Raw genomic sequence first — 15415 nt, 5'->3', positions numbered from 1 at the left:
ACGTGAGTGAGCAGGGAACGGCCGCGCGCATCGCGAGCGTGGCCCGGCGCATCCTCGTGGAGGAGGGCGCCGACGCCGTCAGCATGCGGCGCGTCGGCGAGGCCGTGGGCGTCACCGCCATGGCCATCTACCGGCACTATCCCAACAGGGAGGCCCTGCTGCGCGCGGTCGCCGACGCGAGCGCGCGCGAGCTGGCCGAGGCGTGGACCCGCCGGCCCGACGCGGGCGGCCTGGAGGAACGGTTCGCGGCGGCGCTCGACGACTTCCTCGACTTCGCGCTCGGCAGCCCGCATCTGTACCACTTCCTGACCTCCGACGCCTGGGCGCGGGCCCGCCGCTTCCCCGACGACTTCCGCGACGGCCAGGGCCCGCCGTTCAGCGTGGTCGTGGCGCTGGTCGAGGAGGGCATGCGGGCGGGCCTGCTGCGCGAGGACGACCCGCTGGAGACCGCCCTGGCCGTCACCGCGAGCACGCAGGGCCTGGTCCAGCAGTACCTGAGCGGCCGGATGAGCATGGCCGAGCCCGACTTCCGCGCCCTGTGCCACCGTACGGTGAGCCGGCTGTTCAACGGGGTGCGGAATAAACCCCTCACCCCGCCGTGTCGTTGACGAACATGGATATTCGTTACGCCGGTGGTCCGACCGCCGTCATCGAGCTGGGCGGCGTTCGGCTGCTGGTGGACCCCACGTTCGACCCGGCCGGTGAGCACCCGGTCGGCGCCAGGGTGCTGACCAAGACCGCCGGCCCCGCCTTCGGCCTCGACGAGGTGGGCCCCGTCGACGCCGTGCTGCTCTCCCACGACCAGCACCCCGACAACCTCGACAACGCGGGCCGGGCGTTCCTCGCCGAAGTGCCGCTGGTGTTGTCCACGAAGTCGGCGGCCGAGCGCGTGGGCGAGCCGGTACGAGCCCTGCCCAACTGGAGCGAGACCCAGGTCGGCCCGGTACGGGTGACCGGCGTGCCCGCCCAGCACGGCCCCGACGGGACCGAGCACCTGACGGGCGAGGTCACCGGGTTCGTGCTCAGCGGCGAGGGGCTGCCCACGGTCTACGTGAGCGGCGACAACGCCTCGCTCGACGTCGTACGGGCCGTGGCCGACCGGTTCCCGAGCATCGACGTGGCGCTGCTGTTCGCGGGCGGTGCGCGTACCCCGCTGGTCGACGGGTTCCTGACGCTGACCAGCGAGGACGCCGCCACCGCCGCCGAGATCCTGGGCGCGCGGCACGTCGTACCGCTGCACTTCGAGCAGTGGGGGCACTTCACCCAGGGCAGGGAGACGCTGGAGAAGGCGTTCGCCGGGTTCGGCGAGCGGTTCGTCCTGCTCGCTCCTGGCGAACGGGTGGAGCTTTCCTGATCTCGTCCTGACAGGGTGGTCCGGTGAGCTGGAGCACACGCGCGCTCGACGCGCTGGCCGCCGGGCCGCCGACCAGGTTGATCGACTTCCCCGTCCGGGCGCCCGGCGTCCGCCTGCTGCTGAAGGACGAGTCCGGCCAGCCGACGGGCAGCCTGCGCCACCGGCACGCCAGGGCGCTGTTCCGGCAGGCGGTGCTCGACGGGCTGGTCACCGAGGGCACCACCGTGGTCGAGGCGACCGGCGGCAACGCGGCGGTCGCGCAGGCGTGGTTCGCCCGGCGGCTCGGCCTGCCCTACATCGTGGTCATGCCGGGCCGGCGTGACCAGGCGCGGGCCCGCGCGGTGGAGGCGCTGGGCGGCGAGTGCCGGTTCGTGACACCGCCCCTGGCCATCTACGACGCGGCCAGGAGCATCGAGGGCCACTTCCTCGACCAGTTCGGACGGGCTGCGCCGCACGACCTGGCCGACGAGCTGTTCGCGCAGGTGCGTCCCGACTGGGTGGTGACCGGCGCCGGCACCGGCGCGACCTCGGCCACGCTCGGCGCCGTGGCCCGGGGGTTCGGCTGCCGGGTGGCCGTCGCCGATCCCGACGACTCCGCCTACTTCCCGGGCTGGACGCTCGACGTGCCCGACTACGCCACCGGCATGCCCTCGCGGATCGAGGGCATCGGCCGTCCCCGCGTAGAGCCGGGGTTCCGGCCCGACCTGGTCGACCTGGTGGTGCCGGTGCCCGACGCGGCGAGCGTGGCGGCGGCCAGGCACCTCAGGGAGGTCACCGGGCTGCCCGTGGGCGGCTCGTCCGGCACCGCGCTGTGGGCCGCGCTGGAGCTGGTCGAGCGCATGCGGGCCAGGGGCGAGAGCGGCACGGTCGTCTCGCTGGTGGGCGACGCGGCCGAGCGGCACCTGGCGACGTACCACGACGACGCCTGGGCCGCCGGCAAGGGCCTCGACGTCGCCGGCCGCCTCACCGAGCTGCGGCAGCGGGTCTGATCCAGCCCTCCAGCCCCGCCAGGAAGTCCTCGAACAGGTGGCGGTGGATCGTGTGCTCGGCCCCCGTGACCACGCGCACCTCGAACCCCTTGCCCCGCAGTTCCTCCTGGAACGCCGGCGGCACCAGGAAACTCGGGTCGGCCACCTGCACCAGCGACGGCACGACGGGCGCGGGCGTGAAGTCCATGCCCGACGCCTCGACGAGCGACAGCGCCGACCGGCGGTCCCAGCGCGCGAGCATCTCGACCTCGACCGCCACCTCCTCGGCCGAGAAACCGGGATGCATGGCGGTGATCAGCTCGCCGGTCTCGTCGGTGAAGTCCGCCATCGACTCCAGGGCGCCGCTCTCCAGCGTCGGCAGGCGGAAGGCCGGGTCGGAGTAGATCGCCCGTCCGGGCATGAGCCGTTCGACGGCGAGGCCGAGCGTGAGGCCGCCGAGCGAGTGCCCGATGGCCAGCTCGGGGTGCGCGGGCACCGACTCCGCCAGCGACGAGGCGAACAGCTCGGCCGGGTAGGCGTCGGCGCGGGGGCTCTCGCCGTGGCCGGGGAGATCGACGGCGATGACCCGGTAGCCGCGCGCGGCCAGCTCGGGCCCTACCCGCCACCAGCATCGCGAGTCGGCCATGATGCCGTGGACGAGGACGGCCAGGCGATCGCCCGAACCCCATTCACGAGTGTGCAGCTTCATGCGGCAGCCTCTCCTGATTATACGTATAAGCAGTTGATACCATCCACCCCGTGAACACGACAAGGGGGGACCGCCCGCCGACCAGCGTCGACGTGGCCAGGGCCGCGGGAGTCTCACAGGCCACGGTCTCCTACGTGCTCACCGACAACCCCCACGCCCGCGTGAGCGAGGAGACCCGCAGACGGGTCCGCGACGCCGCCGCCCGGCTGGGCTACGTGCCCGACGCCGCCGCCCGCACCCTGCGTACGGGCCGCAGCGGCATCGTGCTCATGCCGCTGTCGCGGGCCAGGGTGGGCCGGCTGGCGCAGCAGGTGTTCGACGAGCTGGAGGAGGAGTTCAGGACCCGCGGCTACACCCTCGTCCAGTACGGCGAGCGCACCCTCAAGGGCGTGGCCGCGGCAAGGAGCTGGCTCGCCCTGCGGCCCTCGGCCGTCCTCGTCGAGGCCGCGCGGCTGACCAGGCCCGCCGTGGACCTGCTGCACGCCTCGGGTGTCCGGGCCGTCATCGGCCTGTCCGACCAGCCCTCGCCCCTGGTGCCGGCCGTGGTGTTCGACCACCGGGCCCTCGGCGCCGCGGCCGCCCGCCACCTGGTCGACCGGGGGAGCCGGAGCCTGGCGGCCGTCGTGCCCCGGGAAGAGGGCCTCGACGCCATGGGACGGGCCCGGCTGGCGGGGGTGCGGGAGGTCGTTCCCGGGGCCGCGCGCATCGACCTGGCCTTCTCCGAGGAGGAGGCGGGGCGGATCGTCCGCGCGGGCGACCTGCCCGACGGCGTCTTCGCCTACAACGACGAGTACGCGATGTTGCTGATCAGCGCGTTGCAGGACGCCGGTCTGCGGGTCCCCGAGGACGTCGCCGTCGTCGGCGCCGACGACCTGCCGATCTGCACGCTCATGCGGCCCCGGCTGACCAGCGTGCACTTCGACGCCACCGCGAGCCCGGCCGACCTGGCGGGCGAGATCGACGGGATCGTCCGAGGAGAGCGGCCGTCCGTGGGCGGCGAGGTCGTCGCCCGGTTCGAGCCCCGGCTGGTGGTCCGGGCCAGCGCCTGAGGCCGCCGCCGGGCGCGTAACGAGTTGGACGCGCGTCTTGTCAGCCCTTCCCGTGCGACCTACAGTCCAGAGCAATCGTCGGTGATACGTATCATCACTGCCCGGAAAGGTCCCCCCATGGCTGAAGTTCTGAGCGGCGCGCTCAGGGACACCCGGCGTCTCGGGCCGCTCTACCTGACGCTTCCGCTGGCCAACGTCGCCGTCATGTTCCTGTGGCTGAGCGTGGGCGCGTTCGTCCTGCCCGTGCACGTGCAGCGCATCACCGGCGTCAACGACGTGGCCGCGCTGGGCCTGGCCAACTCGATCGGCCCGCTCATGGCCACCCTCGCCAACCCCGTCTTCGGCCAGATCTCCGACCGGACCAGGTCGCGCTTCGGCCGCCGCTCGCCGTGGATACTCGGCTGCGTCCTGCTGGGCGTGCTCGCCCTGTTCGCGCAGGCCAACGCGGGCAGCGTGCTCATGCTCGGCATCAGCTGGGCGGGCGTGCAGACCATCATGAACGGCTACCAGGCCGCCATGACCGCGATCCTGCCCGACCGGGTCCCACCGACCCGGTACGGCACCTATTCCGGCCTGTTCGGACTCGGCACGCCGCTGGCCACCATCGCGGCGTCGATCATGTTCATCGTGTTCCCACAGCTGGCCGCCGGCGGGGCGTACTACGTGGCGATGGTGTTGCTGCTGGTCGCGGCGGTGCTGGTCGTGGTCGTGACGCCGGACACGTCCTCGGTGGGGATGGCGCGTGAGCCGTTCAGCCTGAGGGCGTTCCTGGCCGGGTTCGTACGCCCGCTGAGGAGTCCGGACTTCGCCTGGGCCTTCGTGTCCCGCTTCGGCGTCATGCTCGGATATTTCGTCATCTTCACCTTCAACCTCTTCCTCCTTGAGGACTTCATCAAGATCCCCAAGGGCGAGGTGATCGCCACGATGGGCCTGCTGATGCTCATCGGCCAGGCCGCCACGCTGCTCGCGGTGCTCGTGATCGGCCCGATCTCCGACCGCCTCGGCCGCTTCCGGATGTTCGCGCTCGTCGCCGGGTTGTCCTCGGCGGTGTTCCTGGGCATCCCGCTGGTGATGCCGACGTTCCAGGGCATGATCGTCTACAACGTCGCGCACGGCATCGCGTTCGGCGTCTATCTGGCCGTGGACATGGCCCTGGTGACGAAGGTGCTGCCGGACCCCGGCGACGCGGGCAAGGACATGGGCGTCATCAACATCGCCAACGCCGGGCCGCAGATCCTGGCGCCCGCCCTCGCCGCCGTCGTCGTGGGGACGGGCGGCTACCCGGCGCTGTTTGTCGTGGGCATCGTGATCTCGCTGGTCGGCTCCGTCGGGGTCCTCAAGATCAGGGGTGTGCGCTAGCGTCGGCGGCATGACGGAACTTGACCCCAGATTGCGTGCCATCACCGATTTGATGGTGTCCGAGGCGCGCGAGGGGGGCGGCAGGCACGAGTACGACGGCCAGATCCAGGACCTGTCACCCGAGGGCGTACGGGCCGGTCTGGCCCGCCTCGGCGAGGGCGACGCGCCGGACGACCCGCACGACGCCGAGCACCTGCAGATCTTCGAGGCGGCCATGCGCACCCAGCTCGGCGAGCTGGAGCTGCACCGCAAGAACCCGCTGATCCACCTGTCCAACCTCGACCTGGCCTGCTACGACCGCGACTACGGCCCCGAGGCCGAGCGCGCCGCCGCCAAGGCCGACCACCTCGCGCTCTGGCCGCAGGCCGTGGACGCCGCGATCGCCGCGCTCGACCAGGTCCCGGCCCCGGTCGCCACGTCCCTGCTGGGCGCGGTGCGTGGCCTGTCGGCGGGCATCACCGACGAGGCCGCGATCGAAGCCCACGGCAGGCTCGTGGCCCATGTCGCGCACGCCGCCGCCGAGGGCGACCCCGACGCCGCGCTCGGTGGCGCGGCCCTGGTCAAGCTGATGAGCACCGCCGAGGGCCTGCCGGTCGACCTGGGCCGGCTGGCCGAGCGCGCCGACGCCGAACGCGACCGGCTCATGGGCCTGCTCGCCGAGTCCTGCGCCAAGCTCGGACGGGACGAGCGGCCCCTCGACGTCGTACGCGAGCTGGTCAAGGACCACCCCGACGCCGACGGCGTGATCGAGGCGGCCAGGATCGGCACCGAACGGGCCATCGCGTTCACCCGCGAGAAGGACCTCGTGCCCTACCACGACGGCGAGTGCCTGGTCGGGCTGGCGCCGGAGTCGCGCCGCTGGGCCATGGCCATGATGGCGTGGAACTCGCCGGGCGAGCCCGAGGGCCCGTCCTGGTACCACATCACCCCGCCCGACCCGTCCTGGGACGAGCGGGAGCAGGAGGAGTGGCTGGAGGTCTTCAGCAGCACCACGCTGCCCGCGATCAACGTGCACGAGGTCGCTCCGGGGCACTTCTCGCACGCCCGCGCGCTGCGCCGGGCCCCCTCGGACGTACGGCGGCAGCTCCAGTCGATGTCGTTCGTCGAAGGGTGGGCGCACTACGCCGAGGAGCTGTGCGTCGAGGAGGGCTACGCGCCCGACGACCCGCGTTTCGAGATCGGCGTCTGGGTGGAGGCCCTGATCCGGGTCACCCGGCTGGCCTGCGCGATCGGCGTGCACACCGGGCAGATGACAGTCGAGGAGGGCGCCAGGCGCTTCGAGTCCGACACCCACCTGGCCGGTCCGGCGGCGTTGTCGGAGGCCCGGCGCGCCTCCTTCGACCCGACCTACGGCCGCTACACCTGGGGCAAGTTGCTCATCCTCGACCTGCGTGAGCAGGCACGCGAGCAGTGGGGGACGGGCTTCTCGGTCCAGCGTTTCCACAAGGCGCTGTTCGACCTCGGCTCGCCGCCCCTGGGTTTGCTCGGCGCGATCCTGTAGCGTCGGTGGTGCCGAGCGAGCGCTAGGGAGGTTCAGGCCGTGCGTGAACTGTCCGGCAGGGCCGCGGTGGTGACGGGCGCGGCCAGCGGCATCGGCAGGGCCCTGGCCTTACGGTTCGCCGCCGAGGGCATGTCGTTGATGCTGGCCGACGTCGATCCCGGCGGCCTGGCCGAGACGGCCGCGCTGGCCGAGAAGGCGCTCGCCGGGCCGGGCGAGGTGCTCACGCAGGTCACCGACGTCTCCGACGCGGCGGCCGTACGGCACCTGGCCGACCGCAGCTTCGGCGAGCTCGGCGCGGTGCACGTGCTGTGCAACAACGCCGGCGTCTACCAGGGCGGCCACCTGTGGACCCGGACCCCCGAGGACTTCGCCTGGCTGCTCGGCGTGAACCTGTGGGGCGTGCTGCACGGCGTGCACGCGTTCGTGCCGCGCATGATGGCGCAGGACACCGAGGGGCACATCGTCAACACCGTGTCCGTGGCCGGGCTGTTCGCCGCGCCGCGCGCGGGCGGCTACGCCATCACCAAGTACGCCGCCCTGGCCGCCTCGCAGTCGCTCGCCCAGGACCTCGCCACCGTCGGCTCCAAGCTCCGCGTGACCGCGCTCTGCCCCGGCGCGGTCAGGACGCGGATCAACGATTCCGACCGCTCCCGCCCGGCCGACCTGGTCGCCACCCCGACCGACGACGAACTGGCCGCCCGCGAGGCCGTCGACGCGTCCATGGCCCGCGGGGTCGAGCCCGCCGAGGTCGCCGACCTGGTCGTCCGGGCCATTCACGAGGAACGGTTCCTCGTCCTCACCCATCCCGAGTTCGCCGACCGCCTGCGCAGGCAGACCGAGCTCCTGCTGGCCGGCGACCTGCCCGGCGCTACCAGCGGCGCTCGTGGGCCAGCACGCTCACCACGCTCCCGCGCCGGGGATTGACCAGCAGCCGGACGTGGTCGCCCGGCAACACGTCCTGGTAGAACCGCTCCTTGGCCCGGTACGCCGCCGCCCGCTCCGAGACGCCGTCGTGCAGGGCCACGTAACAGGTGCGCGAGGAGGACAGGTCGTCGCCGTGCTCGGCCACGATCCAGCGTTTGACCACCCGTCCCTCGACCTCCTGCCGCTTGGGCGCGCCGGCGTCGCGGGGAGCGGGCTCGACCAGGACGCCGCGCCACCCGTCGCCGGTGAAGATCCCCTCCTGCCGGGCGTCCACGGGCGCGGGCTCGGGCCCGGCGGCCTCGCGGCCGAGCGGCGTCAGCAGGAACCCGCGCCCGCCCAGCAGCAGCGCGACCCCGGCCACGAACGCCCCCGCCGTGGCGATCCAGCCGGGCCAGGACACACCCGCGTGGGAGATGGTGACGTACCAGGGCACGACGAGGGCGGCGGCCAGCAGCAGCGGCACGAGCATGCTCTGCCAGCGCCGCCGCGCGAGACCCAGGTCGATGGCGCTCTGGCGTACCAGGGGCACGAACTCGGCGTCGAGGTCGCCGCTGTCCGGCATCAGGGCGACGACCGGCGCCTGCGGCGCCCCCGCCAGCCGGGCGGCCACCCGGTCGAGCACCCACTGCTCGTACGGCCACACCCGCCCCTCGCCTTGCGCCGAGAGCGAAAGCCGATCACCCCGGATCGTCACCCATTCGCGCCTGGCCAGCTCGAACACCGTCGCGTGAAAGAGCTCGCCGGCCCGCAGCCCGCGTAAGAGCTCGACGACGGCGGGCGGCGCCGGGGGAGCAGGGGCCGCCGGGGCCGCGGCGGCCCGGCGAGTCGTCAACCCGAACGCGGCGGCCAGCGCGGCGAACCACAGGGCCCACGCCGAGGCCGGCCAGACAAGATCCACCGTTCTGTGTTAGCACGAGTGACGGTGTGAGGCCAGGCGTAATACCCGAGGCCGATACACTGAGGGCACCGCATTTCGCCTTTGGGGGGTTCTCACGGTGTCTGAATTCGACACAGTGCTGGTGGTCGACTTCGGCGCTCAGTACGCGCAGCTCATCGCCAGGCGGGTGCGCGAGTGCCACGTCTACTCCGAGATCGTGCCTTCGACGATGTCCGTCGAGGAGATGATGGCCAAGAAGCCCAAGGCGATCATCCTGTCCGGCGGCCCGTCCTCGGTCTACGCCGAAGGCGCGCCGCCTGTGCCTCACGGCCTGTTCTCGACCGGCGTGCCCACGTTCGGCATCTGCTACGGCTTCCAGGCCATGGCCCAGGCGCTCGGCGGCGAGGTCGCCCGCACGGGCATCGCCGAGTACGGCGGCACGGCGCTCGAAGTGCTCAACGAGGGCGTCATCTTCCAGGGGCTGCCCGCCACCCAGACGGTGTGGATGTCCCACGGCGACAGCGTGGCCGCGGCCCCCGAGGGCTTCGCGGTCACCGCCTCCACGAACGAGACCCCGGTCGCCGCCTTCGAGCACCCCGAGCGCGGCCTCTACGGCGTGCAGTTCCATCCCGAGGTGCTCCACTCCGAGCACGGTCAGGCGGTGCTCAAGCACTTCCTCGACGCGGCCGGCTGCCGTCCCTCCTGGACCATGCTCAACATCGTCGAAGACTCCGTCGAGGCCGTGCGCCGCCAGGTCGGCGAGGGCCGCGCCATCTGCGCGCTGTCGGGCGGCGTCGACTCCGCGGTGGCCGCCGCGATCGTCCAGCGGGCCATCGGCGACCGGCTGACCTGCGTCTTCGTCGACCACGGCCTGCTGCGCAAGGGCGAGGCCGAGCAGGTCGAGCGCGACTTCGTGGCCGTGACGGGCGTCAAGCTGCGGGTCGTCGACGCCGCCGACCGCTTCCTGAAGGCGCTGGAAGGCGTCACCGACCCGGAGGAGAAGCGGAAGATCATCGGCCGCGAGTTCATCCGCGTCTTCGAGGACGAGCAGCGCGCCATCATGGCCGACGGCCCGGTCGACTTCCTGGTCCAGGGCACCCTCTACCCCGACGTCGTCGAGTCCGGCGGCGGCACGGGCACCGCCAACATCAAGTCCCACCACAATGTCGGCGGCCTGCCCGAAGACCTCCAGTTCAAGCTGGTCGAGCCGCTGCGCGCGCTGTTCAAGGACGAGGTCCGCAGGGCCGGCGAGGAGCTCGGCCTGCCGCCCGCCATGGTCTGGCGGCAGCCGTTCCCCGGTCCGGGGCTCGGCATCCGCATCGTCGGCGAGGTCACCCGCGACCGCCTGGCGCTGCTGCGCGAGGCCGACGCCATCGCCCGCGAAGAGTTGTCCCGCGCCGGCCTCGACCGGCAGATCTGGCAGTGCCCGGTGGTGCTCCTGGCCGACGTCCGCTCGGTGGGCGTGCAGGGCGACGGCCGCACCTACGGCCACCCGGTCGTGCTCCGGCCGGTGACGTCCGAGGACGCGATGACGGCCGACTGGGCGCGGGTGCCCTACGACGTCCTGTCGCGCATCTCCACCCGCATCACCAACGAGGTGAGCGAGGTCAACCGGGTGGTCGTCGACGTCACGAGCAAGCCCCCGGGCACCATCGAGTGGGAGTAGCGCCACATGTGAACGGCCCGGGACCGATGTCGGCCCGGGCCGTTCGCATGTCCGGATGAGAGCGGTTAATGCAGGTCAGACCATTGGCTAGGGTGGAAGTAGGTCGATTCGCCGTGCCCGCCGGATCGTGGCCCGTTACGATTGCTCAGCCTATGGACGCATACCGGAAAGTTTCTTGGGAAAAGTGCGTTAGTTTGGGCCATTTCTTGGCCGTAGTGGGCAGTGGGGCACCTGAGGCGTCGATCCGCTAGAGCTCGGTGCCGGTGACGAAGGGTGCAATTGCCAACATGGCCCATGCGAGTGAGGATGTCCGGCAGCCGTTGGTGTTGCTCGTGGAGGACGATCCGCAGGATGCGCTGATCGTCCAGGAGCTGCTGGAGGACAGCGGCCTTGCCGTACGGCTGGAGTGGGCGCGCTCGGTCGACGGGGCGCGGCGGGCGCTGGCCCGGCTGCGCCCGCAGTGCGTGCTGCTCGACCTCGGCCTGCCCGACTCCTACGAGTTCTCGGCGCTGTCATCGGTGCTGGAGGCGGCCGGCGACGCCGCGGTCGTGGTGCTGACCGGCCTGGCCGAAGAGGGCGCCGGCCTCGCCGCGGTGACCGCCGGAGCCCAGGACTACCTGGTCAAGGGCCGCGTCGAGGCCGAATGGCTGGGCCGCACCCTGCGTTACGCGATACAGCGCAAGCAGGCCGAGCAGGCCGCCGTCGCGCTGCACACCGCACGCCTTCGCGCCAAGGAGAACGCCCGCCTGGAACGCGGCCTGCTGCCGACGCCGCTGCTGCAGCGCGTGCCGCTGGAGGTCGCCTCGCGCTACCGGGCCAGCCGCTCGGCCACGCTCGGCGGCGACTTCTTCGACGTCGTCGAGTCCGACGACAAGCTCGTGCACGCGGTGATCGGCGACGTGTGCGGCCACGGCCCCGACGAGGCCGCGCTCGGCGTCTGCCTGCGCATCGCCTGGCGGGCGCTGGTGCTCAGCGGAATGACCGGCGTCCCCCTGCTGCGCCAGCTCGAACGCATACTCAAGGCCGAGCGTGCCAGCTCGGAGATCTTCGTGACGATGTCCATGCTCGTCCTGGAGCCCGACCGGCACACCATGCGCCTGTGGCGCGCCGGGCATCCCGGCCTGCTGCTGCACACACCCGAGTCGGTGCACCTCGCCGACCCCCGGCAAGGGCCGGCGCTCGGCCTGCCCATCGAGGCGGACTGGGAGGCGGACCTGCTGGAGCTGCCCGAGGGCGGCGGCGTGACGCTCTATACCGACGGCCTCTTCGAGCGCCGGCTCCCGGGTGACACACCCCGCTGGCTGGGCGAGGAGGGCCTGCTGGAGCTCTCCCACCGGTGGACGGGGCTCGCCAGCGAGGAACTGCTCGACGCGATCCTGGCCGACGTCGAGTCGGCCTCCGTCCCCGACGCGACGGCCGACGACGTCGCCGTCGTGCACCTGCGCTGGAAAGACGAATCGTGAGCGAACGGGCACCCGTGCGGCAGGTTTCCGTCAAGCCAGGGGCCGACCAGGGGTTGCGGCGGCTGACCGTGCACGGCTGGTTCGTGGTGATGATCGCGGCCGTCTCGGTCCTGGTGGTCGCCTGCGTCGTGATCGCCACGGTCATGCTCGACCGCACCGCCCGGCTGTCCGACCAGGTGATCCTGCGCATCTCGCCGGCCAGGATCGAGGCCGCCCAGCTCCGCAGCACGCTGATCGACCAGGAGACCGGCGTGCGCGGTTTCCTGCTGACCGGCAACGACGACCTCCTGGAGCCGTACACCGCCGGGATCGAGGCCGAGCGGCGCAGCCGCGAACGTATCGCCGCGCTCATCGGCGACCGGCCCGAGCTGGTCGGCGAGCTGAACGCCGTCCGCGACGCGGCGGCCGCCTGGCGGCGCGACTACGCCGAACCGCTCACCGCCGACCGCCGGGCCGACGGCGCCATCCCGGCGAGTCGGATCGAGAGCGGCAAGCACGCGTTCGACCAGATCAGGACGCTGCTCGACCGGCAGGACGACCGGCTGGCCAAGGCCCGCCGGCTCGCCCAGGAGGAGCTGGAACAGGTCGAACGGGTCCGCAACCTGGCCTTCGTCGTCATGCTGATCCTGTTCCTGATGGCCGGCGTCGCGATGGCCGTCCTGCTGCGGCGGGCGATCGGCCGGCCGCTCGACGAGCTGCGCGAGGCCGCTCGCGACATCGCGGCCGGCGACTTCGACCGCGTCATCCCGGTCAGCGGGCCGGCCGACATCCGAGAGGTCGCCCGCGACGTGGAGTCGATGCGTACGAAGATCGTCGATGCCCTCGGCGAGTCCCGTCAGCAGCACGTCCTGCTGCGCGAGCAGGCGGCGGGCCTCGACGCCCAGGCCGAGGAGCTGCGGCGGTCGAACGCCGAGCTGGAGCAGTTCGCCTACGTCGCCTCCCATGACCTCCAGGAGCCGCTGCGCAAGATCGCCACCTTCTGCCAGCTCCTCCAGAAGCGCTACGGCGACGTGCTCGACGAACGCGGCCTCCAGTACATCCACTTCGCCGTCGACGGCGCCACCCGCATGCAGGTCCTGATCAACGACCTGCTCACCTTCTCCCGCGTCGGCCGCCTGTACGACGACCGCAAGCCCGTCGAGCTGGAAGAGGCGCTGGAGAAGGCGCTCGTGGACCTGTCGGCCGTCATCGAGGAGAACGGCGCGCAGATCGAGCGGCTCGACCCGCTGCCTCGCGTGATCGGCGACCCCACGATGCTCGGTATGCTCTGGCAGAACCTCGTCGGCAACGCGCTGAAGTTCCGTGCCCCCGACCGCGTACCCCGCGTCACGATCACCTGCGAGCAGCGGGAGAACGACTGGCTGTTCGCGGTCAGCGACAACGGCATCGGCGTGGACGCGGAGTTCGCCGATAAGATCTTCGTCATCTTCCAGCGCCTGCACAGCCGCGAGGCGTACACCGGCACCGGCATCGGCCTGGCGATGTGCAAGAAGATCGTGGAGAACCACGGCGGGACGATCTGGCTCGACACCGGCTACACCGAGGGCGCCCGGATCAGCTTCACCCTGCCCGCCGTAACCGACGAAGGAGCACCCGCATGACCGTCCAGCCCATCGAAGTGCTCCTGGTCGAGGACGATCCCGGCGACGAGCTCATCACCCGCGAGGCGTTCGAGGACAACAAGATCCGCAACAACCTCCACGTCGTACGCGACGGCCTGGAGGCGCTCGACTTCATCTACCAGCGCGGGGCCTACACCGAGGCGCCCCGTCCCGACCTGGTCCTGCTCGACCTCAACCTGCCGAAGTACGACGGGCGGCAGGTGCTGGAGAAGATCAAGGGCGATCCGGAGCTGCGGGCGATCCCGGTCGTCGTCCTGACCACCTCCTCGGCCGAGGAGGACATCCTGCGCAGCTACAAGCTGTTCGCCAACGCGTACGTCACCAAGCCCGTCGACCTTGAGCAGTTCATGGCCGTCATCCGGCAGATCGACGAGTTCTTCGTCACCGTGGTGCGGCTGCCGGGCCGTACCCGGCTGCCCGACGGCCAGGGCCTGGCCTAGTCGGTCGCCTCCGGGGGCGCGGCCGGAGGCCGCAGCGCGCGCCACGCCGACCGGGCGGCGGCGAGGAGCAGCCGTCCCGCGCTCGCCACGAGCAACGGCGTCAGCAGCAGCCCGACGAAGATCGGCGCGGCCATGTACCGGAAGTCCTGCGCCGAGATGTTGGCCAGCACGGCGAGCTGCTGCCCGGCCACGACCGCCGCCACCCCCAGGACGTACCGGTTGCGCAGGGCCAGCGCCCCGAGGGCCACCGCCGCGTACGACAGGTAGGCCCACGAGGCCCCCCGCCACCACACCCAGTCCCATTCGGGGGTCAGCGCCCCCGTCAGCCACGGCTCGGCGACCTGGTTCAGCTCCGCCGACAGCGGCCGGAGCGAGAACACCCCCCGCCCCGCGAAGTCCGGCACCTTGTACGGCCCCACGTACGTGTCCGCCGTGGGCCGCCGCGAGAACCGGTACGTCGTCCCGCCGACCACGTACGGATCCTGCACCGGGCTCCAGGCGATCGCCCCCCGGCACAGACGGGTGCCGATGATCAGGCCGGGATCGCCGGTCAGCAGCCGTTGCCACACGCCCAGCAACTCGCTCGCGCGGGCGTCGGCGGCCTGCCAGCTGAAGTCCCGCCGCCAGATGAGCAGGTTGACCGTGGCGCAGGTGCCGCCCTCCCACCACCTGCTGAGCGGCGCGACCGAGGCCATCAGCTCCTTGTCCTGCTCGGTGAACAGGTCGGGCCGCTCCCTGAACGCCACCGCGACGTCGGCGAAGGCCGTGTGGTAGACGTACGTCTTCGACGGGGCCGCGATGCCGAGCCGCGGGAACAGCAGGTTCGTGAGCAGCAGCGGAACGGCGGCCGCCACCGCGCCGACGAGCGCGAGGCGGACCCGCCGCGTGGCCACGATCACCAGCAGGACGGCGACGGCGATGCCCACGACGAGGAAGCCGTTCGCGCGGAAGAGCCCGAGCAGCGTCATGAGCACGCCGAGCCCGGCCAGGGACACGCGCCGGCGCGCGGCCATGCGCGCGCAGACCCCCGCGATCATGATCGCGCAGATCGTGAACGGCACGTCCTTCCACAACGTGACCGTGAACGCCCCCACCGTCGGCGTCAGCGGCGCCAGCATCGCCACCAGCGTCGTGGTCCGCCGCGGCGCCCCCAACGCCCCGAGCGACCGCGCCAGGTACGTCAACGCCCCCGCCATCGCCGTGGTCTGCGCGAACGTGACCGCACCGAGGTCACCGGTCTTGGTGAAGCTGAGCCACAGCAGCGCGTCGTAGGCCACCGAATGATCGCTCACCCAGGGTCCGACGATCGTGTGGCTGAGGTAGAGCACCGAGTCGCGGCTGAACAGCCCGGGGTAGAAGGCCGCCCACCAGCAGGCGAGCACCGCCTGAATGATCAGGAAGGTCGCGAGGGCGACCCACGGCCTCGGCCGTGCGACGGCGGTGCTGACACTCTCCATGGTTCCAGGACTTCGGAGGGAGACGT

14 protein-coding genes are annotated in these 15415 nt (G+C 71.9%); 11 read left to right on the top strand and 3 right to left on the bottom strand.

The annotated features are described in order from the left end of the window. Positions 1-2 precede the first annotated feature (2 nt). From DMB42_RS41160 to DMB42_RS41150, 3 genes are read left to right on the top strand one after another with little or no spacing between them, the layout of a single operon-like run. Complete coding sequence (locus DMB42_RS41160; protein WP_125644570.1) at positions 3-608, top strand: TetR/AcrR family transcriptional regulator; 606 nt, start codon at positions 3-5, stop codon at positions 606-608. A 5-nt stretch (positions 609-613) separates the two neighbouring features. Then, a complete protein-coding gene (locus DMB42_RS41155; protein ID WP_125644568.1) occupies positions 614-1354 on the top strand; it encodes an MBL fold metallo-hydrolase in 741 nt (246 codons plus the stop codon). 23 nt (positions 1355-1377) lie between these two features. Next, positions 1378-2343: a PLP-dependent cysteine synthase family protein gene (locus tag DMB42_RS41150; protein ID WP_125644567.1), complete on the top strand. Its 966-nt coding sequence runs from the start codon at positions 1378-1380 to the stop codon at positions 2341-2343. Here the strand turns inward: DMB42_RS41150 and DMB42_RS41145 are convergent. Next, a complete protein-coding gene (locus DMB42_RS41145; RefSeq protein ID WP_125644565.1) occupies positions 2318-3031 on the bottom strand; it encodes an alpha/beta fold hydrolase in 714 nt (237 codons plus the stop codon). The genes DMB42_RS41150 and DMB42_RS41145 overlap by 26 nt on opposite strands. Before the next feature lie 50 nt (positions 3032-3081). On the opposite strand from DMB42_RS41145, the gene DMB42_RS41140 reads away from it, so the two are divergent. The 4 genes from DMB42_RS41140 to DMB42_RS41125 all read left to right on the top strand — a co-directional run bounded on the left by DMB42_RS41140 (position 3082) and on the right by DMB42_RS41125 (position 7864). Then, the gene (locus DMB42_RS41140) at positions 3082-4080 is read left to right on the top strand and encodes a LacI family DNA-binding transcriptional regulator (protein ID WP_125644563.1); all 999 of its coding nucleotides are present in this window, start codon (positions 3082-3084) and stop codon (positions 4078-4080) included. A 117-nt stretch (positions 4081-4197) separates the two neighbouring features. After that, positions 4198-5439: an MFS transporter gene (locus DMB42_RS41135; protein ID WP_125644561.1), complete on the top strand. Its 1242-nt coding sequence runs from the start codon at positions 4198-4200 to the stop codon at positions 5437-5439. Positions 5440-5449: 10 nt separating this feature from the next. Continuing rightward, complete coding sequence (locus DMB42_RS41130) at positions 5450-6940, top strand: DUF885 family protein (protein ID WP_125644559.1); 1491 nt, start codon at positions 5450-5452, stop codon at positions 6938-6940. Between the two features lie 39 nt (positions 6941-6979). Next, the gene (locus DMB42_RS41125) at positions 6980-7864 is read left to right on the top strand and encodes an SDR family NAD(P)-dependent oxidoreductase (RefSeq protein ID WP_125644558.1); all 885 of its coding nucleotides are present in this window, start codon (positions 6980-6982) and stop codon (positions 7862-7864) included. On the opposite strand, the gene DMB42_RS41120 is transcribed toward DMB42_RS41125, so the two are convergent. Continuing rightward, positions 7809-8762 (bottom strand): hypothetical protein, encoded by a 954-nt coding sequence (locus DMB42_RS41120; RefSeq protein WP_125644556.1) that lies wholly within the window; start codon positions 8760-8762, stop codon positions 7809-7811. The two genes, DMB42_RS41125 and DMB42_RS41120, sit on opposite strands and share 56 nt — an antisense overlap. A 97-nt stretch (positions 8763-8859) precedes the next feature. Between DMB42_RS41120 and guaA the strand changes: the two genes are divergently transcribed. The 4 genes from guaA (at position 8860) to DMB42_RS41100 (ending at position 13932) form a co-directional block, all read left to right on the top strand. Next, complete coding sequence (gene guaA / locus DMB42_RS41115; RefSeq protein WP_125644554.1) at positions 8860-10407, top strand: glutamine-hydrolyzing GMP synthase; 1548 nt, start codon at positions 8860-8862, stop codon at positions 10405-10407. Between the two features lie 287 nt (positions 10408-10694). Beyond that, the gene (locus DMB42_RS41110; protein WP_125644552.1) at positions 10695-11870 is read left to right on the top strand and encodes a PP2C family protein-serine/threonine phosphatase; all 1176 of its coding nucleotides are present in this window, start codon (positions 10695-10697) and stop codon (positions 11868-11870) included. Then, complete coding sequence (locus tag DMB42_RS41105; RefSeq protein ID WP_260478241.1) at positions 11867-13471, top strand: CHASE3 domain-containing protein; 1605 nt, start codon at positions 11867-11869, stop codon at positions 13469-13471. The genes DMB42_RS41110 and DMB42_RS41105 overlap by 4 nt, the downstream gene beginning before the upstream one ends. Continuing rightward, positions 13468-13932 carry a response regulator gene (locus DMB42_RS41100; protein WP_125644550.1) on the top strand — a complete coding sequence of 155 codons (465 nt, stop codon included), beginning with the start codon at positions 13468-13470 and terminating at the stop codon, positions 13930-13932. The genes DMB42_RS41105 and DMB42_RS41100 overlap by 4 nt, the downstream gene beginning before the upstream one ends. Here DMB42_RS41100 and DMB42_RS41095 read toward each other — a convergent pair. After that, positions 13929-15389, bottom strand: a complete 1461-nt coding sequence (locus DMB42_RS41095) for a hypothetical protein (RefSeq protein WP_125644548.1) — start codon at positions 15387-15389, stop codon at positions 13929-13931. The genes DMB42_RS41100 and DMB42_RS41095 overlap by 4 nt on opposite strands. Positions 15390-15415: the final 26 nt, after the last annotated feature.

The organism is Nonomuraea sp. WAC 01424 (genome assembly GCF_003947315.1).
Taxonomy (GTDB): domain Bacteria; phylum Actinomycetota; class Actinomycetes; order Streptosporangiales; family Streptosporangiaceae; genus Nonomuraea; species Nonomuraea spiralis.
This window is presented reverse-complemented; position numbering and strand designations above follow the sequence as displayed.